19 protein-coding genes are annotated in these 20,378 nt (G+C 54.2%); 6 read left to right on the top strand and 13 right to left on the bottom strand.

The window, feature by feature from the left end; genetic code table 11:
• Positions 1-23: 23 nt before the first annotated feature.
• From QHL1GM_RS01765 to QHL1GM_RS01750, 4 genes are all read right to left on the bottom strand, one after another.
• Entirely contained in the window at positions 24-518 is a 495-nt protein-coding gene (locus tag QHL1GM_RS01765; RefSeq protein WP_071692951.1) for a hypothetical protein, read from the bottom strand.
• 331 nt (positions 519-849) lie between these two features.
• A complete protein-coding gene (locus QHL1GM_RS01760; protein WP_071692950.1) occupies positions 850-1,341 on the bottom strand; it encodes an arsinothricin resistance N-acetyltransferase ArsN1 family B in 492 nt (163 codons plus the stop codon).
• Positions 1,342-1,460: 119 nt separating this feature from the next.
• Complete coding sequence (locus QHL1GM_RS01755; protein WP_071692949.1) at positions 1,461-2,051, bottom strand: O-methyltransferase; 591 nt, start codon at positions 2,049-2,051, stop codon at positions 1,461-1,463.
• Positions 2,052-2,104: 53 nt separating this feature from the next.
• Positions 2,105-2,731 carry a LysE family translocator gene (locus QHL1GM_RS01750; RefSeq protein WP_071692948.1) on the bottom strand — a complete coding sequence of 209 codons (627 nt, stop codon included), beginning with the start codon at positions 2,729-2,731 and terminating at the stop codon, positions 2,105-2,107.
• A gap of 1,002 nt (positions 2,732-3,733) precedes the next feature.
• Here QHL1GM_RS01750 and QHL1GM_RS01745 point away from each other — a divergent pair.
• Positions 3,734-4,660, top strand: coding sequence for a ketopantoate reductase family protein (locus tag QHL1GM_RS01745; RefSeq protein ID WP_071695872.1), 927 nt, complete (start codon positions 3,734-3,736; stop codon positions 4,658-4,660).
• Here QHL1GM_RS01745 and QHL1GM_RS01740 read toward each other — a convergent pair.
• From QHL1GM_RS01740 to QHL1GM_RS01700, 9 genes are all read right to left on the bottom strand, one after another.
• A complete protein-coding gene (locus QHL1GM_RS01740; RefSeq protein ID WP_071692947.1) occupies positions 4,657-5,283 on the bottom strand; it encodes a glutathione S-transferase family protein in 627 nt (208 codons plus the stop codon). The genes QHL1GM_RS01745 and QHL1GM_RS01740 overlap by 4 nt on opposite strands.
• Positions 5,284-5,431: 148 nt before the next feature.
• Positions 5,432-6,334 carry a 3-hydroxyisobutyrate dehydrogenase gene (mmsB, locus tag QHL1GM_RS01735; RefSeq protein WP_302847890.1) on the bottom strand — a complete coding sequence of 301 codons (903 nt, stop codon included), beginning with the start codon at positions 6,332-6,334 and terminating at the stop codon, positions 5,432-5,434.
• Between the two features lie 30 nt (positions 6,335-6,364).
• Positions 6,365-7,480: an enoyl-CoA hydratase/isomerase family protein gene (locus tag QHL1GM_RS01730; RefSeq protein ID WP_071692945.1), complete on the bottom strand. Its 1,116-nt coding sequence runs from the start codon at positions 7,478-7,480 to the stop codon at positions 6,365-6,367.
• A gap of 17 nt (positions 7,481-7,497) precedes the next feature.
• Complete coding sequence (locus tag QHL1GM_RS01725) at positions 7,498-8,652, bottom strand: acyl-CoA dehydrogenase family protein (RefSeq protein WP_071692944.1); 1,155 nt, start codon at positions 8,650-8,652, stop codon at positions 7,498-7,500.
• A 224-nt stretch (positions 8,653-8,876) separates the two neighbouring features.
• Complete coding sequence (locus tag QHL1GM_RS01720; protein WP_071692943.1) at positions 8,877-9,869, bottom strand: branched-chain amino acid ABC transporter permease; 993 nt, start codon at positions 9,867-9,869, stop codon at positions 8,877-8,879.
• 2 nt (positions 9,870-9,871) lie between these two features.
• Positions 9,872-10,759 (bottom strand): branched-chain amino acid ABC transporter permease, encoded by an 888-nt coding sequence (locus QHL1GM_RS01715; protein ID WP_071692942.1) that lies wholly within the window; start codon positions 10,757-10,759, stop codon positions 9,872-9,874.
• Positions 10,760-10,859: 100 nt separating this feature from the next.
• On the bottom strand, positions 10,860-12,083 hold the full coding sequence (locus QHL1GM_RS01710; protein ID WP_071692941.1) for an ABC transporter substrate-binding protein: 1,224 nt from the start codon (positions 12,081-12,083) through the stop codon (positions 10,860-10,862).
• Between the two features lie 148 nt (positions 12,084-12,231).
• Positions 12,232-12,975 carry an ABC transporter ATP-binding protein gene (locus QHL1GM_RS01705; RefSeq protein ID WP_071692940.1) on the bottom strand — a complete coding sequence of 248 codons (744 nt, stop codon included), beginning with the start codon at positions 12,973-12,975 and terminating at the stop codon, positions 12,232-12,234.
• Positions 12,972-13,778 carry an ABC transporter ATP-binding protein gene (locus tag QHL1GM_RS01700; RefSeq protein ID WP_071692939.1) on the bottom strand — a complete coding sequence of 269 codons (807 nt, stop codon included), beginning with the start codon at positions 13,776-13,778 and terminating at the stop codon, positions 12,972-12,974. The genes QHL1GM_RS01705 and QHL1GM_RS01700 overlap by 4 nt, the downstream gene beginning before the upstream one ends.
• A 326-nt stretch (positions 13,779-14,104) precedes the next feature.
• Here QHL1GM_RS01700 and QHL1GM_RS01695 point away from each other — a divergent pair, with 326 nt between their 5' ends.
• The 5 genes from QHL1GM_RS01695 (at position 14,105) to QHL1GM_RS01675 (ending at position 20,375) form a co-directional block, all read left to right on the top strand.
• A complete protein-coding gene (locus QHL1GM_RS01695; protein ID WP_071692938.1) occupies positions 14,105-14,572 on the top strand; it encodes a MerR family DNA-binding transcriptional regulator in 468 nt (155 codons plus the stop codon).
• Between the two features lie 87 nt (positions 14,573-14,659).
• On the top strand, positions 14,660-15,829 hold the full coding sequence (locus tag QHL1GM_RS01690; RefSeq protein ID WP_071692937.1) for an isovaleryl-CoA dehydrogenase: 1,170 nt from the start codon (positions 14,660-14,662) through the stop codon (positions 15,827-15,829).
• A gap of 22 nt (positions 15,830-15,851) precedes the next feature.
• Positions 15,852-17,459, top strand: coding sequence for a carboxyl transferase domain-containing protein (locus tag QHL1GM_RS01685; protein ID WP_071692936.1), 1,608 nt, complete (start codon positions 15,852-15,854; stop codon positions 17,457-17,459).
• Positions 17,460-17,472: 13 nt separating this feature from the next.
• Positions 17,473-18,297 (top strand): enoyl-CoA hydratase/isomerase family protein, encoded by an 825-nt coding sequence (locus QHL1GM_RS01680; protein WP_071692935.1) that lies wholly within the window; start codon positions 17,473-17,475, stop codon positions 18,295-18,297.
• Positions 18,294-20,375 (top strand): acetyl/propionyl/methylcrotonyl-CoA carboxylase subunit alpha, encoded by a 2,082-nt coding sequence (locus QHL1GM_RS01675; RefSeq protein WP_071692934.1) that lies wholly within the window; start codon positions 18,294-18,296, stop codon positions 20,373-20,375. The genes QHL1GM_RS01680 and QHL1GM_RS01675 overlap by 4 nt, the downstream gene beginning before the upstream one ends.
• The last annotated feature ends 3 nt before the right edge of the window (positions 20,376-20,378 follow it).

The raw sequence follows: 20,378 nt of genomic DNA, 5'->3' as shown, positions 1-20,378 counted from the left end.
TATCGATTCAGGTTTCCATCGATTTAGACTACGACTATCGATTCAGGTTTCCATCGATTTAGACTACGACTATCACTATGTTTTTGGGGAATTACCTTTGATTGTTTCTTAGCCAAAATATGTAAGGCACGGATATATTCAGCTGAATTTTTACTATCTCCTTTAGACTTGTAAGACAATAACTTGTAAACATCAGCATCCACTTCATCACCAAGTATCCATGTTTGTCTATGTTGATTGTTCCGCAACCTTTCAAGAGTACCGACCAGGAGACCATTAATTGCCTCGGTTAATGTCCAAGGCTCACTTTTCAAAAAACCATCTTCGCTTTCTTTTGGCTTTTTAATTTGAAAAAAATGTGAGACGCCTTCTTTATCGGGAATGATGACCAGATCATCTTCTCCTTCAGGGCGAAGGCTTATGTTTTCGTTTGATTGATTGAAGTGTTTAATAATAAGATCAAGGTTAACAGTAGCTTGATATTCAAATCCTTTTAAAGCCTGATATCCGTCTGACATAATTTTCTTCTTCAGGGTAAATGGGCTGTATATAATTTAGGGCCAAGTTGCAAACATGACACTTAAGACATGTCAGTTTTGGGTCGAAAGTGAACTCCTGATAAGGAGTCTCATAGCCGTAATCGATTGCATTTATTTTTTCAATCCGCATGTAATTGGCCAAATTTTCTTAGCTTCAACGCTACCAGACTATGCTGACTGCCGTCATTAGAAATTAGTCGCTTACAGTACTGCTTTCACCATCGTCCCCTGCACGCATACCGTGCTGGGAGAGCGGGGCGGTTTCAGAGTCGTTGATTGAGAACGCCATGAATAGGCGTTTGCGTTACGATCAGCTATTCAAGCTTAGCTGCCAGTAGCCTACGTCATGCCACTGATTGAATTTGAACCCTACCTTTTCAAAATGGGCTACTTTTCTCATGCCCATTTTTTCATGCAGCGCGACACTGGCGGAATTGGGAAGCGTAATGCCGCCAATCACCGTATGGATCCCGCCCTCTTTGAGCTTGGAAAAGATCGTTTCATACAGTTTTGCGCCTAAGCCCCTGCCTTGCATGTGATGGGAAAGATAAACGCTGGCTTCGACTGAAAACCGGTAGGCGCTTCTCTCCTTCCATTTAGTCGCGTAGGCGTAGCCCACCACGGCATCATCTTCCATTGCCACCATCCAGGGTAAACCCACCCCCTGAATACTCTCTATCCTGCGCTCGATATCGCTACCCGACACTGGCGTTTCTTCAAATGAAATAGCGGTATTTTCAATGTAATAATTGTATATGTGCGCTATGGCTTCCGAATCGCCCTTTTCGGCATCTCTGATCATAGTTATTTCCGTTTATATTCTGACGAGTTAAGTTTATCGAGTAGCAACATTCAGCCTACGCTTGAGAGGTCGGCTAGAGTGCCTGCTAGACTATGCCAAACCGAAATAAAGGCTGCCCTTTAACCACCGCACCGCGTTGCCAGAAACTCGCCATTACCGACGGGTACAGTGCACGTGGTGAAATTGGGGTCGGCCGATACCAGCGCTATAAATGCAGCCATTTCATTCGCATGGGAAGTGGCGTTATCCACCACAAGAAGCCCACCCTTGCGTAAAACGCGCTGAATATTCGGCCACCAGTGCACATAATCAGAGCGTTTCGAGTCTAAAAAGACCAGATCAAAACAGGCATCGTCCAGCCTCTCAAGCAGACCACCCGCCTCCCCTGGATGCTGGGTGATGACATCAGAAAGGCCCGAGCGCTCGAAATTCCACGCGGCCATCTCAAGCTTGTATTCGGAAAGTTCAACCGTAGTAACGTGCCCACCAATCAACTGCGCCGCCTGGGCCAGCCACAAGGTTGAGTAGCCATTCGATGTGCCTATTTCCAGCACTCGCTGCGCGTTGGTTGATTGAACAAGTACCGATAGAAATTCCCCCGTATCACGGGTGATATTCAACATTCGTCGTGGGCGTTCAGAAATGGCGGCATCGTTTTGTTGGCCAAAGTGCTCCAGTTCCGTCAGCAGCTTTTGAAGGGGCTCACTCACATTTGTCTCCCGATACGAACAGTGTTGCCGTAGCCAAATTTACCACCCTTTGCTTACGCGGGCCGCTTAGCCAGTAGCGCCCAGATACCCGCTGAAGAGAGTAACGTTCCACCAACCAAGTTAAAGCGCCGCTGGGCACGGCGCGATGCAAGCATCTTGCGCACCGATGTCGCGAATACGGCGTAGAGGGTGGCATTCAGTGTTGCCAAGGCTACGAACGTGACCGCAAGAACCCATAGCTGCTGCCCCGCATCGGCGTTCGGGCTGACGAATTGCGGTAAAAAGGCGACGAAGAAGATAATGCCCTTCGGGTTGAGTGCTGTAACGAGGTAGGTATTGGTGAAAAGCTTCCAGCGCGAACCTGATACGGCCGGTGTTACCGGCTGCACCGACGATATACCGGCACGCAACAGCTGTAAGCCCATATAGAGCAGGTATAAACCGCCGATCCATTTGATAACAGTGAACCAAAAGGCCGAGGTAGCTAACACCGCACCCAGGCCAAGTAATGAAAAGAGCAGCGCCGTTGAATCACCCAAGGCCACCGCAACGACAAGCGGAATATTGGCGCGCCTGCCTTGGGCAATGGAGTAGCTGACCACGGTTAATATTGTAGGCCCAGGAATCGCGAGTAAGGCCACGGATGCGAGGGCAAAGGCAAACCAGATTTCAATAGACATGGGCCGCTTCCTAGCAAGTGGTTAACGCTAAGTTAGCATAAGCTTTACCACGGGTGGAGTATTCCACTAGTCGTTTACTAACGTTTTCTGTCATTCTGTTTTTTGCCATCACCAAGATCAAAACTCTCATAATGACCTCACACTGGATTATCGGCCCTGGTGCCATTGGCCGTTTTCTTGCGGACTCGTTTTCTGCACTAACTGCTTACCACGCTAACCGGTCGCACTGCTCATGGCATGCCCATGACAAAGCTCTGAAACTTATGCGCTACTTTTTGCTTTAGGGTCAACAGCGTTTGGCTGTTAGAAAAAAGTGATTATTAAGGCAGTAAATCAATAACCTACTCTTCCTTGAAAGCATTGTATGGCCACGCTTTTTTATGCGCAGAATCGGATTTTATAGATCAACATTACTGATGTGGCCAGGTACCTGTCAGGTTCAACAATTTCTTTCATCTATTTTTAGTAGGGTCATCATTATATAACAATGCGCAGTGACGATTTGTGCGCTAATATCAATTCTCAAAAGCTGGCATTAAGCAGCTTAATTTTGGTCAATCTGTGGATTAATAAAGGTAAATATCATGAGCAAAGGTCAAGACAGTAAAAAAAACACCAAGAAAAAACCACTTCTAACTGCAAAAGAAAAGAAAGCTGCAAAATCAACAAAGAAAAATGAAACCAATGTGCTAGGGCATTAATCAACGCCTAGTTAGCAAATTACTACGGTGCCCTGCCAAGCCTAATATCGAAAATACGACATTGTCTAGGCACCGATGTTAATAAGCGAACAACTTCATCACCTATAGCAACTTTAAACTTTTACTTTCCGCTTTAGCCTTTCAGTTTAATGCAGGCTCACTTTTAGAAAAAAAGCATACCTCCCTTTTTTTGCGAGACCGCAAAGTAGCAAAGTGTTCTACTGGCCTTTGTCATCTTACCCAGCATTAGTGAACACGGTATGCTTGGTGCCAATACCACTGAGGATTAACGTACTCAATGATGGCTTCCCACTGGATACTCGGCCCTGGTGCCATTGGCCGCTTGCTTGCGCACTCGCTTGCACCTATAGCGGCTACCACGCTAATCGGTTGCCGAGCGCTGCCTGAGCGGCAAACGTTTACCACGCCTGAAGGCGAACCACGGACGCTGCCTCTTAATGTACTCACAGTTACCCAGCTGGCTTCTGAAACGCATAAGCCCCCTGCCTTTGTGCATATCACCACTAAAGCGATGGCCGCTGAGGCGGCGCTTGAAAGTCTCGCTAACGCGATTCCCGCCTCTACTCCGCTGGTGCTGTGGCAAAACGGATTTTTGGCGCAGCCGCGTATTACCCAGTCGTGGCCGGGGCCGGTGTTATGCGCAACAACTACTGATGGGGCTTACCTAACCGGTGATGATGGCGTGGTACATGCGGGGCGCGGACATACCTTTGTTGGAGATTTGAATAATCAACACGGCGAGTTGACGGAAACACTGTCGCAGACATTAACCCAAGCTGGGCTTGCCGCCACCCAGGTGGCTGATATTCGCCAACGCCTGTGGCAAAAGCTGGCGGTGAACGCCGCTATTAACCCACTGGTGGCGTTACATGGCGTTCGTAATGGTGAGTTGCGCAGAGAAGCTTACACGGGTCGTGTGATAGCCCTGGTAAAGGAAGTTGCAGCGATTATGCTGGCCGAGGGTATTACGCCACCCAATAACGGTCAGGGAGAGGAAGCGTGGCTGGCCTTGGTATGGCAAGTGGTGGAGAACACCGCGAACAATAAGGCGTCGATGCTGCAGGACGTGGAGGCCAATCGCCCTACCGAGCGCGGAGCGATTTTAGGGCCGTTGATTGAGAGCGCCCAGCGCCACGGGTTGGCGTGCGAGGTGTTGCGCGGGTTGGATGATGAGCTAGCGACGCTGGAAAAGAGCTTTAACCGTTAAGTCACAGGGATCATCACGACCTTTTGGAAGCTGGGCATTTCGGTGAGCTGTTGGTACCAGCGTTCCAGGTTCGGGTGGGTTTGCCAGGTTAGGCCGCTGTTGAGCATGTTGTAAACGAAAGGCGCAATGGCGATGTCGGCCAGCCCAAAGGCCTCTCCGGAAAACCAGGTCTGAACTCCCAGCGCGTTATCCATTATTGCAAAGAGTGCTTCGCTCTCTTTAACCGCTGCTTCGATGGCGGCGTTATCGCGTTTTTCAGGCGGCGTTCTGACAAACCCCATCAATATTTTGCGATGGTTTGGGGTCAGCGTACTGTTGGCCCACTCCATCCACTTTTCCATTTGGGCGCGCTTGGCGGGTTCTTCAATCCATAGTTTGCTCTGGCCATATTGGGCGGCCAAGTAGCGAACAATGGCGTTGGACTCCCACAATAGACTATCAGTGGCATCGTCTTTAAGTAGCGGCACAAGGCCATTGGGGTTCATGGCCAGGTAGTCCGGCGTGTTGTTAACCCCGTGTTGAAGACCGGCCTGGATCTGCTCAAAAGGCAGTTCCAGCTCTTCTAGCACCCACAGCACTTTTTTGACATTGGTGGAGTTGTTGCGGCCCCAAAGCGTAATCATGGTAGTCCTTTTGTTTGCGCACAGAGAGGAAGTTGAGTTTGCCCGCCCTTGTGGTCAGAGACAAGATGGGGCGGCGGAACCGCCCTATCGCGAAACGCTTTACCACGCTCTACAAAATCACCCAATCCTCTCCATTTACCATTTAAGACTACCCCTCTTTATCCTGGTAAAACTGCATCAGGCTTGAGAAGTCGAGTTTACCGTTGCCTTTGGCTTTATGCAGGGTGAACAGTGAGCGAGCGGCGGAGCCCATGGGTACTGCGGAGGCGCTTTGCTGGCTGACATCCATGGCAAGGCCAAGGTCTTTGATCATCAGGTCGACTTGGAAACCGCCCTGATAATTTTTGGAGGCCGGTGCGTTTTCCATTACGCCTGGGTAGGGGTTATAAACATTTAGCGCCCAATTACCGCCCGAGCTCTGCTTCATGATTTCAGACAGCACCGCGGGGTCCAGGCCGTTTTTGACGCCCATATTGATCGCTTCGCAGCTGCCCGCCATCAGGATAGACAGCAGCATGTTGTTGCAAACCTTGGCCACTTGCCCTGCGCCGTGGTCACCGGCGTGGAAGATGTTTTTGCCCATTACGTCCAGCACCAACTTGGCCTGTTCGAACTGGGCTTCTGAGCCACCGACGATAAACGTCAGCGTGCCCGCTTGGGCGCCGCCAACCCCACCTGAAACCGGTGCATCCACAAAGCCAATACCTAGCTTCTCGCCTTCAGCGGCAACGCTACGAGCAGTGTCGGCATCAATGGTGGAGCAGTCGATCACCAAAGCACTTTTTTTGATCACTTCAAAAAGCGGTGTATCGCCTTCTACGTAGAGCCCGCGCACGTGCTTGCCTGCTGGTAACATGGAGATGACATAATCCGCACCGGTGGCGGCTTCTTGGGCTGAAAAAGCCACTTCGCAGCCATTGGATTTGGCGGTCTCCAGTGCCTCTTGAGAGAGATCAAAAGCGCGAACGTTAAAACCCGCTTTTGATAAGTTGGCGGCCATTGGGCCACCCATATTGCCTAAACCGATAAATGCTACAGTCGTCATCTTTATTGTCCTTGTTAGCGTGTTTGGGAAATTAAGTTAGCGCAGATCCGAGAGGGGATTTTGCAACCAGGGAGAGGCCAATAGTTCGTTGATAAAGCTCTCCTCCACCGAGGCCACATCCGGGTAAGTCCATGCCGGTTGGCCATCTTTATCGACCAGTAGCGCACGCACGCCCTCGGGAAACTCGCGGTGGCGGCAGCACTGCACCGACAGGGCCATTTCGGACTGAAACACTTCCGCTAGCGACATATGTTTGGCGCGCTTTAGCTGCTCATCAATCAATTTGACCGACACCGGGCTGCCGTGAGCGAGCGTTTTCTGCGCTTTGCTAAACCACTTATTGTCGCTTTTTACCGCCGTAATAGCGGCGACAATTTGCTCCACGCTGTCGTGATCCATCAACTCGCGAATCAATGGGGAGTGCTGGTAAACGGGCGCTTCCAACTCGGCGAATACAGGCTGCGATGTTTGCTCAAGCTCACGCATGATGCGGTTAACCACACCGTTGGCATCGGTATTTTCACCTGCGCCCCATTGTGCGTCGGTTAATTGCTGCAGCAGGGAATCACGGTGGTGGCTAGCGATACAGCGGTCAGCTAGGCCAAGGTGTACGGCATCAGGCGCATTGATTTGACAGCCGGTCATGGCTAAAAAGCGTCCCGCGCCGTTGGGCAGGCGGTTCAAAAACCAGCTGGCGCCAACATCCGGGTAGAGGCCGATGGTGACTTCTGGCATTGCCAAGCGCGATGTCTCGGTCACAACGCGGTGGTTACTGGCGCTTAACAGCCCCATGCCACCGCCCATCACAATGCCATTGCCCCAGCAGATCACCGGTTTGGGGTAGGTGTGCAAGAGGAAATCGAGCCGATACTCGGTCTCGAAAAAGCGCTCAGGAAAGCTGGGGTCGCCTTCGCCGGTAATCGTTTTATACAGATTCACCACATCACCACCGGCACAAAACGCTTTTTCGCCTGCGCTATCCAGCACAATCGCCACCACCCGTTCGTCGCTGGCCCAGGCGTGCAGGCGGGGCAACATCTCTTCACACATCTCAAGCGTTAAGGCATTGAGCGAGCGCTCGGCATTGAGCTTAACCTCAGCAATAACGTGGCCATCTTGGGTGGGGTGTTCGGTAAACACTACGCTGCTCATTGTTATTCCTTATCCTCTTACAGCTCGGTGGCGCTATCTGCCAGTACCCGGCGTGAGATGATCAGCCGCATGATTTCGTTGGTGCCTTCAAGAATCCGGTGTACCCGGGTATCGCGCACATAGCGCTCCATGGGGTACTCCTTGATATAGCCATTGCCACCGTAAAACTGAAGCGCTTCGTCGCACACCTTGAAGCCCACATCGGTAGCAAAGCGTTTGGCCATGGCACAGTAGGTCGGTGCGTCGGCGTGGCCAGCGTCCAGCTTGGTAGCAGCCATACGCACCAGCTGCCGCGCAGCGACCAACTCGGTGACCATATCGGCTAAGCGGAACTGCAGCGCCTGAAACTCGGCTAGACGTTTACCAAACTGTTTACGCTCGAGCATATATTCGCGCGCTTTGTTGATTGCCTGCTGGGCGGTGCCGATAGAGCAGGTAGCAATGTTGATTCGACCGCCGTCTAGGCCCTTCATAGCGATTTTAAAACCGTCGCCTTCATTGCCGAGTAAATGATTGGCGGGCACCCGGACGTCTTCAAAGGTGATCATACGGGTTGGCTGGCTGTTCCAGCCCATCTTCTCTTCCTTGCGCCCATAGCTAATGCCGTCACTCTTGGCATCCACTGCAAACGCCGAGACGCCGCTGGCGCCCTCTCCACCGGTGCGCGCCATCACAACCAGAAAATCGGTGCTGCCAGCGCCGGAGATAAACATTTTGCTGCCATTGATGACATAGTCGTCACCATCGCACTTGGCGGTGGTTTTGAGCGAGGCCGCATCAGAGCCTGAATTGGGCTCGGTTAAACAGTAAGAGCCAAGCAGCTCGCCTGTGGCCAACCTTGCGCCCCACTGCTCTACTGCTTCCGGCGTGCCAAAATCTGCCAGCATCCAGGTAACCATATTGTGAATGGTCAGATAGGCGGTGGTAGAGGTACAGCCCATGGAGAGCTGTTCGAAAATGATGCTGGCATCCAACCGCGAAAGGCCTAACCCGCCCACGCTTTCCGGCGCATAGAGTGAGCAAAAGCCCAGCTCGCCGGCTTTACGAATTACATCGACGGGGAAGAATGAGGTTTGATCCCATTCGGCGGCGTGGGGCTCTAGCTCGTTTTGGGCAAACGCCCGCGCCATATCGGCAAAGGCGACCTGGTCTTCGTTGAGCTCAAAATTCATGGCGTATCTCCGCTAATGTGCGTACACACTGGCTGTTGTCGTTGTAATTGACGTTTACGTTAACTTATCTATTTACCCGACCACAAGCAACATACCCATGCTTGCGACCTTAGGCGTAGGCGTGCGATTGATAGATAAATAAATAGATAGAAAAAAAGGGCGCCTAACGGCGCCCAACGGTAAGGAACAATAAGCATGGGACAGAGAAGCTGTTTAAAAACGATCTACTTAAAGTTCTTGCGATACATCTTGTCCAGTTCACCGATTATTCCGCTACGGAAGCTAAGTACACAGACCACAAAGATGATGCCGAGAATAACGCTAACCCAGTTACCCAGCGGCGACTGCGCCAGGATATGCTGCAAGCTGACCACAATACCTGCGCCCATCAACGGGCCCAGCAAGGTGCCCACGCCGCCCAGCAGGGTCATCAAAATCACCTCACCCGACATGTGCCAATGCGCATCGGTCAGCGAGGCCAACTGGAAGACCACGGTTTTGGTCGAACCCGCCAAGCCCGCCAAACCAGCGGAGATTACAAACGCTACGAGTTTATAGGCGTCGGTGTTGTAGCCCAGCGAAACCGCACGAGGCTCGTTTTCACGAATCGCTTTTAGCACCTGGCCAAACGGCGAGTGCACCGTGCGCTGAATCAGCGCGAAGCCGAAGATAAAAATCGCGAACACAAAATAGTACATCGCCAGATTGCTGCTCAGGCTGATGACCCCAAACAGCTCGCCGCGAGGGACGCCGTGCAGGCCATCCTCACCGCCGGTAAACGGCGACTGCACAAACATGAAGTAGACCAGTTGTGCGATCGCCAACGTCACCATGGCAAAATAGATCCCCTGACGACGAATGGACAGCACCCCAAACACCACCCCAAGCAGGGTTGCCAACAGAGTACCAGCGATAATACCCAGCTCTGGGGTTAATCCTGGGTAGCTTGCCAACAGGTAGCCGGTTACGTAGCCCCCGGTGGCCAAGAATGCCGCATGGCCAAAAGACAATAGCCCGGCATAGCCAAGCAAAAGGTTAAACGCGCAGGCAAACAGCGCAAAACAGAGCACTTTCATCAAGAACACGGGGTAGGCCAAAAACGGCGCTACCAGCCCCACCACAATCAGCGCCAGATAGAACATATTGCGGCGAAACTTCGCCCGCTTTTGACGCTCCAGCACCGCCGATGGCACCGCCATTGTTTGAGATTCTGCCATGTTTATGCCTCCTTACCGAACAGCCCAACGGGGCGCAACATGAGCACGAGGATCATGACAAGGAAGATCACCGTATTAGAGGCTTCGGGGTAGTACACCTTAGTTAGCCCTTCGATAATGCCCATGGAGAGACCGGTAATAATGGCGCCTAGAATAGAGCCCATACCGCCAATGACCACCACCGCAAATACCACGATCAGCAAGCTTGAACCCATGGTCGGTGATACCGGATAGAGCGGCGCTGCCAACACGCCGGCAAAGGCAGCCAGACCAACCCCAAACCCATAGGTGAGCGTGATCAGCAGCGGCACGTTGACGCCAAACGCCTGCATTAGCTGCGAGTTTTCAGTGCCCGCGCGCAGGTAAGCGCCCAACCGCGTTCGCTCGATCATAAACCAGGTAAACAGGCACATCGCCAGTGCCGCCACCAGCACCCAGGCGCGGTAAGTGGGTAGGAACATAAAGCCCAGGTTCAAACCACCCTGGAGGATTTCTGGCGTAGCGTAGCGCGCGCCGGAAACACCGAAGAAGTTGACCAGCGTGCCCTCAAAAATCAGCGCTAAACCGAAGGTTAACAACAGCCCGTAGAGGTGGTCTAAATGGGCAATACGACGCAGTAAAAAGCGCTCCAGCAGCACCCCAAAACCACCGACGACTATCGGCACCAGCAGCAGCGCCAGCCAGTAATTAATACCTAAATAGCGAAAGCCTAACAGCGCGGCGAAGGCCCCCAGCATGTATTGCGCCCCATGGGCAAAGTTGACGATCTTCAACAGGCCGAAGATGACCGCCAGGCCCAGGCTAAGCAGTGCGTAAAAGGCGCCATTCACAAGGCCCAGCGTTAGCTGGCCCATGAAGACGGCCATTGGCACGCCGAATATCATCGTCATAACGCGACTCTCCTCGCCGTCAAGCAGTTGGCGGCAACTTGCCGCCAACCGGTTCTACACGTCACTTGCGATTGCTATCTGATCCAAGCCAGCTTGGAAATTAGTTTTGCACCAATTTGCACTGGCTTTCAGATAGCGGGCGGTAGGCTTCTTCGGCGGGAATGGTGCTGAGGATTTCGTAAAGATCCCACTCACCGGTGGACTCATCCGGTGTTTTCACCTGGGCCAGGTACATATCGTGGATCATGCGGCCATCTTCACGAATGGTGCCGTTGCGGGCAAAGAAGTCTTCAATAGGCATCTCGGCCATTTGCGCGCGCACCGTTTCAGGGTCGTCGGTGCCAGCGGCTTCAACGGCTTTCAGGTAGTGCATGGTGCTGGAGTAAATGCCCGCTTGAACCATGGTCGGCATGCGACCCACTTCATCAAAGTAGCGCTGCGCCCATTCTCGGGACTGCTCATCCATATCCCAGTACCAGCCGGTAGTTAGCAGCAGGTTCTGGGTAGCTTCCAGGCCAAGCGCGTGAACGTCATTCAAGAAAATCAACAGACCTGCTAGCTGCTGGCCGGATTGAGTCAAGCCAAACTGGCTGGCCGTGGTAATCGCGTTAACGGTGTCAGCACCGGCGTTCGCCAAGCCAACAATTTTCGCGCCGGAGCCTTGCGCCTGAAGAATGTAAGACGAGAAGTCGTTAGTCGGGAATGGATGACGAACGCCGCCCACAATTTCACCGCCGCTAGCTTCCACAACGCTGGTTACGTCGGCTTCCAGGGCGTGGCCGAAAGCGTAGTCAGCGGTCAGCATAAACCAGCTATCGCCGCCCTGCTCTACAACTGCTTTGGCGGTACCGTTAGCGAGCGGATAGGTGTCATACACCCAGTGAATATGGTTTGGGGTGCAGTGCTCGTTGGTAATGCTAGAAGCCGCCGAGCCGGAAACGATGCCCAGGCCGTTGTTCTCTTCAAGCACTTTGGTCACCGCAATGGACACAGAAGACGCGACCAGGCCGCCCACCATATCGACGTTGTCCTGGTCGATCCAACCACGCACGGTATTAGCGCCGACGTCAGCGCTGTTACGGTCATCCGCACTGAACACTACAATCGGGCTACCGTTAACGCTGCCGCCAAAATCTTCAACCGCCATTTCTAGCGCGGTTTGCCCGCCTGGGCCAGCCAGGTCACGATAGGTACCTGACATATCGGCCAGGTAACCAATGCGGACTTCACCATCGCTCATATCAGCCTGGGCAGTGGACACAGCGAGGCTTGAAGCTGCTGCAACGGCGATGCTGGCGGCCAGCGTTTTTTTCATAAAGGTCATATTCGTCTCCTGGCCCGGAGGCCTTTGTTGTTGTGTAGTCTTTGAGCTGTTGTGGAAGTGCGTACTGCAAATTACTGATTAATGTTGTTGTTTTGTGATCAGCGAAACTGTTGGCGTAATGAACATTTAAGTGTCTATAAACCGTGTGTTATACCCCTAACATTGAGTTGAGATGTTCCCGACGCGATGGCAGCTGCGCGGCGCTGATTTCTTCGACAATCTGACCGTGATCCATCACGAAGTGGCGATCCGCAAGCGGCGCCGCAAAACGGAAGTTCTGCTCCACAAGCACAATGGTCATCCCCCGCTCCTTAAGCTTTACCAGCACTTCGGCAAGTTTCTGCACAATCACGGGCGCGAGCCCTTCGGTAATTTCATCCAGCAGTAGCATGCGTGCCCCGGTACGCAAGATGCGCGCCATGGCTAACATCTGCTGCTCGCCCCCGGAAAGCCGCGTACCCTGGCTTTTACGCCGCTCATAGAGGTTCGGAAACATGGCGTAGATTTCATCGAGACTCATGCCGCCGGAACGCACAGTGGGAGGAAGCAGTAGGTTTTCATGCACATCTAAGCTGGCAAAAATGCCGCGCTCTTCTGGGCAGTAGCCAATCCCTAACCGCGGAATATGGTGCGGCTTCATATGCAGGGTTTCATTGCCGTTAATCACGATAGAACCGGTGCGGCGTCCCACCATGTTCATAATCGATTTCAACGTGGTGCTACGGCCTGCACCGTTGCGCCCCAGCAGCGTTACCAGCTCGCCACGCTTCACATCAAAATTGACGCCGTGCAGGATATGCGACTCGCCATAAAAGGCATGCAGATCCTGCACGCGCAGCATTTCCAGGTTTTGAGTGTTTTCAACAGGCGCTTCGGTCTCAGCGATGTTCATACGGCAGCTCCCTCTTTTTCAGAACCATCCTCTTCCGCGGCGTCGCTGCCCATATAGGCTTCTCGTACCAATGGGTTCCGAGAGACAGCATCGTAATCGCCCTCGGCCAAAACAGCACCTCGCGCCAACACGGTGATGCGATCACACAGGCGACTAACAACACTTAGGTTATGTTCCACCATTAATACAGTACGCCCCTGGGAGACACGCTTAATAAGCGCCACGATGCGGTCAACGTCTTCTGCGCCCATACCTTGGGTAGGTTCATCCAGCAGCATCATGGTGGGATCAAGCGCTAGCGTGGTGGCCAGTTCAAGCGCTCGTTTACGCCCGTAGGGCATCTCTACCGTTAGCGTATCGGCGTACTCGCGTAGCCCCACTTCTTCCAGCAGCTCAAGCGCACGCTCATTAAGGTGATCCAGGGATTTCTCGGACTTCCAGAAATGAAACGAGGTGCCCAGTTTTCGCTGTAGCGCTACCCGCACATTCTCCAGCGCCGTCATATGGGCAAACACTGCAGAAATCTGAAATGAGCGCACTAATCCTAACTGGGCAATTTCGTTTGATTTTTTACTGGTAATCGACTTGCCGCGATACAAAATATCGCCGTGGGTAGGCGGCAGAAATTTGGTCAATAAGTTAAATACGGTGGTTTTACCGGCACCGTTAGGGCCTATCAGCGCGTGAATGTGCCCTTCCTGCACCTGAAGATTGACGTCGTCTACGGCAGTAAAGCCGCGAAACTCTTTGGTCAGCCCTCGGGTTTCGAGGACAGGTCCCTGAAGGACATCGTTTGCACTCATAGAGTGGCAAGCCTCTTATTGTTGTTGTGCTAAATCTTTACAGGCATGGCAGAAGCGGCTGCTAATGCCTTACCTGAACGTAAGGTGTATGTGCAAACTAGCAACTCTCGCTATGGCAATACAATTACAACTTTGGTCTATTGATGATTTTTTCGTGAATTAATAACCGCATTCAAAACATAAATATCAGTCACTTAGCTGATTTCAACGCTTTTCAACTGCCAACAACTATAGCTTTACGTTAACGTAAACTTGTTTTAGCCTCAGTGGCAGTGTTCCATAGGCGTCATATATTGGGAACAACGACTTTGTGAGAGAACGTCACCATGAGCAAAACTTACTCGATCAGTGAACTGGCCAGCGAGTTTGATTTAACCACCCGCAGCATCCGCTTTTATGAAGATCAGGAGTTGCTTCATCCCACCCGCCGCGGTCAAACCCGGGTATATAGCAGCAAAGATCGGGTGCGGCTTAAGTTAACCATTCGCGGCAAGCGGCTGGGGTTTTCGCTGGCTGAAATTCGCGAGCTATTTGAGCTCTGGGACGAAACCCGCAGCGGCAGCAAAAAGCAGCTGTATCTAATGCTGAGCAAAATTGGCGAGCGCCGTGCAGCGCTAGATCAACAAATGAAAGACATCACCATGGTGCAGCTTGAGCTTGAAAGCGCTGAAATCCGCTGCCGCCAGGCGCTCGAAGAACTACTCGAAAAAGAGCCCCAAGAGAAACAGGACGAAGAGGAGCGTGCAGGTTCGACCGACAAAGCCTCTGCCGCCTCTTCCGCCACTATGCACTGACGCGTCGCGCGACCTACCGCCAGCTCGACTCGCCGACATAAATAGCTAACACAAGCTAATACAAAAATCTGCAACAGGTGATTGACCATGTTTTCACACTACTCAGAACTTAATTTTGGCCTCGATGACGAGCTGAACATGCTGCGTGAGCAGGTCAACGCCTTTGCGGCCAGCGAGATTGCCCCACGCGCTGCCGAAATCGACCGCAACAACGAATTCCCCAACGACCTTTGGAAGAAATTTGGCGATATGGGTCTATTAGGCATTACCGTTTCTGAAGAGGATGGCGGCAGCGGTATGGGCTATCTTGCCCACTGTATCGCCATGGAAGAGATCTCTCGGGCCAGTGCATCGGTAGCGCTCTCTTACGGCGCCCACTCCAATCTGTGTGTTAACCAGATCAAGATCAACGCCACTCCTGAACAGAAAGCCAAGTATCTCCCCAAGCTGATCAGCGGCGACCACGTGGGCGCTTTGGCAATGTCGGAGCCCGGCGCTGGCTCCGATGTGGTCTCGATGCAGCTGCGCGCCAAGCAGAATGGCGACCACTACATTCTTAACGGCAATAAAATGTGGATCACCAACGGCCCGGATGCGGATGTGCTGGTGGTCTACGCCAAGACCGATCCCGACGCCGGTTCCAAAGGCATCACCGCCTTTATTATCGAAAAAGGTATGCCCGGTTTCTCTACCGCCCAAAAGCTCGACAAGCTCGGCATGCGCGGTTCCAACACCTGTGAACTGGTATTCCAGGATTGCGCCGTTCCCGCTGAAAATATTCTCGGTGGGGAAGGCAAAGGGGTACGCGTACTCATGAGTGGCTTGGATTACGAGCGCACCGTGCTAGCCGCTGGCCCAATCGGCATTATGCAGGCCGCCATGGATGTGGTGATGCCCTATATCCATGAGCGTAAGCAGTTCAACCAGTCGATTGGTGAGTTCCAACTGGTGCAGGGCAAAGTGGCGGATATGTACACCACCCTGAACGCTTGCCGTGCCTATCTTTATGCTGTGGCGGGTGCCTGTGATCGTGGCCAAACTTCACGTAAAGACGCCGCCGGTGTGATTCTCTACTGCGCCGAAAAAGCCACTCAAGTAGCGCTGGATTCCATTCAGCTGCTCGGCGGCAACGGGTACATCAATGAATACCCCACCGGGCGCCTGCTGCGCGACGCCAAGCTGTATGAGATCGGCGCGGGCACCAGCGAGATTCGGCGGATGCTGATTGGCCGCGAACTGTTCACTGAAACCCTTTAACAAAAATCAGCAAGGTCGCGCCATGAGCACTGTTAATAGCCAAGTCAATCCGCGCAGCGATGTGTTTCAAGCCAATGAAGCCTCAATGCTGGGTGAAGTGAACAAACTGCGTAAGCTGACCGCTGCCGTCGCCCAAGGCGGCGGCAGCAAAGCCCGCGAGCGCCACGAAAGCCGCGGCAAGCTGTTTGTACGCGACCGCATCGATCACTTGATCGATGAAGGTTCGCCGTTTTTAGAGTTTTCCGCCCTTGCGGCCCACAACATATACGATAGCGAGATCCCTGCCGCTGGCGTGGTCACCGGCATTGGCCGCGTGTCCGGCGTCGAGTGCGTGATTGTCGCTAACGATGCAACGGTCAAAGGCGGCACTTACTTTCCGCTAACGGTTAAAAAGCATATTCGCGCCCAGGAGATTGCCCGCAAGCATCGTCTGCCGTGCATTTATCTGGTCGATTCCGGCGGCGCCTTTTTGCCTATGCAAGATGACGTGTTTCCCGACCGTTATCACTTCGGGCGTATCTTCTACAATCAGGCGACCATGTCGGCCGAAGGCATTCCGCAAATTGCCGTGGTGATGGGCTCCTGCACCGCGGGCGGCGCCTACGTGCCTGCCATGGCGGATGAATCCATCATCGTTAAAGAGCAGGGCACGATTTTTCTCGGTGGCCCGCCGTTGGTAAAAGCTGCCACCGGTGAAAGCATCAGCGCTGAAGACCTGGGCGGTGCGGATGTGCATGCCAAAGTCAGCGGCGTTGCCGACCACTACGCAGAAAATGACGCTCATGCGCTCCAGCTTGCCCGCGCCTGCGTATCGCGGCTGAACTGGCAGAAGCGCGGGAAGCTCGCCATGCAGGCGCCTAAGCCGCCCAAACTCGATCCTTCCGAGCTGTATGGCATTGTCGGCACCGACCTGAAAAAGCCCTACGACGTGCGCGAAGTCATCGGCCGTATCGTCGACGACTCCGACTTTGACGAATTTAAGCGCTACTACGGCGAAACCCTGGTCACTGGCTTTGCCCATATTCATGGCTATCCAGTGGGCATCGTGGCCAACAACGGCGTGCTGTTTTCCGAAAGTGCCGTGAAAGGCGCACACTTTATTGAGCTATGCGCCCAGCGCAAGATTCCGCTGATCTTCCTGCAGAACATCACCGGCTTTATGGTTGGCTCCAAGTACGAGCACGAAGGCATTGCCAAGCACGGCGCCAAACTGGTCACCGCCGTAGCCTGTGCCAAGGTGCCCAAATATACCGTACTGATCGGCGGCAGCTTTGGCGCGGGCAACTACGGTATGTGTGGTCGTGCTTATGATCCCAACCTGCTGTTTATGTGGCCCAACGCGCGTATTTCCGTCATGGGTGGCGAACAGGCGGCGGGCGTTCTGGCCCAGGTTAAGCGCGAGCAGCATGAGCGCGAGGGCCGTGAGTGGAGTAAAGAGGAAGAAGAAGCCTTTAAGCAGCCCACCCGCGAGCAGTACGAGCATCAGGGCCACCCCTACTACGCCAGCGCCCGCTTGTGGGACGACGGCGTGATTGATCCGCTGCAAACCCGCGATGTGCTGGGGCTTTCTCTAGCCGCTGCGATGAATGCCGAAGTTGAAGAGACACGCTTCGGCGTGTTCCGGATGTAAGGGGGCAATCACCATGGCTTACTCAACGCTGATGATAGAAGAGGGCGTAGCGCGTCTGACGCTAAACCGCCCCGACGTACATAACGCCTTTGACGATAGTTTGATCGCCGAGCTGAATGAACACCTCAACCAGTTGCACACCCTGGCTGAAGCGGGAGACGTGCGCGTGGTGGTGCTGGGTTCGGAAGGCAAGAGCTTCTCCGCGGGTGCCGATTTAAACTGGATGAAGCGTATGGTCGATTACGACCTGGAAGATAACCTCGCCGATTCCCGTAAGCTTGCCGCGCTGATGCACGGCCTGGATACGCTGCCCTGCCCTACCGTCTGCCGTGTGCAAGGCGCAGCCTTTGGCGGCGCAGTGGGCTTGGCCGCTTGCTGCGATGTGGTAATCGCCTCGGGTAAAGCCAAATTCTGCCTTTCGGAAGTCAAAATTGGCCTTTCGCCCGCGGTCATCAGCCCTTACGTGCAGCGTGCCCTGGGCGAGAGACAGATGCGCCGCTATGCGTTAACCGCTGAAGTAATGGACGCCGAAATAGCGCTCGCGCTGGGTTTAGTCCATCTGGTGGTGGAGCACGATAAGTTAGACGACGAGGTGGACGCCATGCTGGCTACCCTATTAGCCGGCTCGCCCCAAGCCCAACGTACCACCAAGTCGCTAATGGCCACGGTCGCTCAAGCCCCTGACAGTGACGCCACTCGCGAGCATACCTGCCAAGTTATCGCCAAGCTGCGGGTAAGCCAAGAGGGCCAAGAGGGTTTATCCAGCTTCTTTGAAAAGCGCCGCCCCGTTTGGGCCGATTCTAATAACACACCCCACGCTTCGGAGCGTCGCTCATGAGTCATTCACCCCCTATTGAAAAAAACGAAAGAGCCGAAAACGCCGCTCGCACGACGCCTTTTGACACCCTGCTGGTCGCCAACCGCGGTGAAATCGCCTGCCGCGTTATGCGCACTGCCCGCCGCATGGGACTGAAAACCGTCGCGGTTTACTCCGACGCTGATGCCAGTGCACGCCACGTACGTGAAGCCGACGAGGCCGTGCGCCTAGGCCCTGCCGCCGCGCGGGAAAGCTATCTTAATATCGATGCGGTGATCGAAGCTGCCAAGCGTACCGGCACCGGCGCTATTCACCCCGGCTACGGTTTTCTTTCCGAAAACGGCACCTTCGTCAAAGCCCTTGAAGAAGCGGGCATTACCTTTGTCGGCCCGCCTGCGTCGGCGATTGCCGCCATGGGCGACAAATCCGCCGCCAAAGCGCGTATGGCCAACGCCGGTGTACCGCTGGTGCCTGGCTATCACGGTGATAATCAGGACGACGCTCTGCTCCGCGATGAAGCCGACAAAATTGGCTACCCGGTCATGCTCAAAGCCAGCGCGGGTGGCGGTGGTAAAGGCATGCGCGTTGTCGAATCAGGTGATGGTTTCCAGGCCGCGCTAGACGGCTGCCGCCGTGAGTCTAAAGCCGCCTTCGGCGACGATCGCATGCTGATCGAGAAATACCTGGTGCAGCCGCGCCATGTGGAAGTGCAGGTATTCTGCGACCGCCACGGCAACGGCGTTTATTTGTTTGAGCGGGATTGCAGCGTTCAGCGCCGCCACCAAAAAGTCATTGAAGAAGCCCCCGCCCCCGGCATGACGGCGGAGCTACGTAGCGCTATGGGCGATGCCGCGGTACGCGCCGCCCAGGAGATCGGCTACGTGGGCGCGGGAACCGTCGAGTTTCTTTTAGACATTGATGGTTCGTTCTACTTTATGGAGATGAACACGCGCCTCCAGGTCGAGCACCCGGTCACCGAGATGATCACTGGCCAGGATTTGGTCGAGTGGCAGCTACGCGTGGCCATGGGCGAACCGCTCCCTTACACCCAAGATGAGCTGACGATTACCGGCCATAGCTTTGAAGCGCGTATTTACGCCGAAGACCCGGACCAGGATTTCCTACCCGCTACCGGCCTGCTCACCCGCTTCGCACTCGACTTAGAAGGTGCTGGTCTAAGCGGCGATCAGGTGCGCTTGGACAGCGGCGTGGAGAGCGGCGACACGGTGTCGATGCACTACGACCCCATGCTCGCCAAGCTGATCGTTCACGGTGCCGACCGCGATGCAGCGCTGGCCACGCTTAACCGTGCCTTAGCGGCGTTGGATGTACAGGGTGTGGTCACCAACCGCGCCTTCTTAATGCGACTGGCAACACATCCCGGCTTTAAGAACGTGGAGCTGGATACGCGCTTTATCGAGCGCAACGAAGCGACGCTGTTTGCCGCCCGCACTTACAGCATGGAAGCGTACGCGAGTGCCGCGCTGATTGGCCTGAATCAACTTGCTCAGGAGTGCGAAAGCGACTCGCCCTGGGATCGCCACGACGGCTTCCGCCTCAACGCGCCGCATACCATTCGCATTGCGCTCTGCGACCCTTCAAGTGCGCAAGCGCCGGATAGCGATGAAGCGGTAGTGATCGTTGAAGGTAAACGCAGCGCGGGTGAATCGCTGTGGAACCTCACCATTGGCGACGAAACGCTAACCGCCAGCCTGCAGCCGCTTACTGGCGATGCAGTCGCCGTTACCTTGAATGGCCACCGACGCCGCCTGCAGGCGCGCCGCGATGGTCATGTGGTCGTAATGGCCGACCCAAGCGGCGAAACCCGCTTATTCTGGCGGCGCATAGATGCTATCGATCACGGCCACCACGAAGCTGAGTCGACCCTCACGGCCCCCATGAACGGCACGGTGGTTGCTCTGCTGGTGGAGCCAGGGGTTGTCGTCGAAAAAGGCATGCCGCTGATGGTGATGGAAGCCATGAAAATGGAGCACACCATGAACGCCCCCGCCGATGGCAGCGTGGAGACGTTCCACTTCCAGGCCGGCGACACCGTTAGCCAAGGCGCCGTACTGCTCGACTTTGCAGCCAACGAATAGGAG

The organism is Halomonas sp. QHL1, from assembly GCF_001882345.1.
Taxonomy (GTDB): Bacteria; Pseudomonadota; Gammaproteobacteria; order Pseudomonadales; family Halomonadaceae; genus Vreelandella.
Note: the sequence above shows the minus strand (reverse complement) of the source record. Positions and strands in the feature narration are given on the sequence as shown.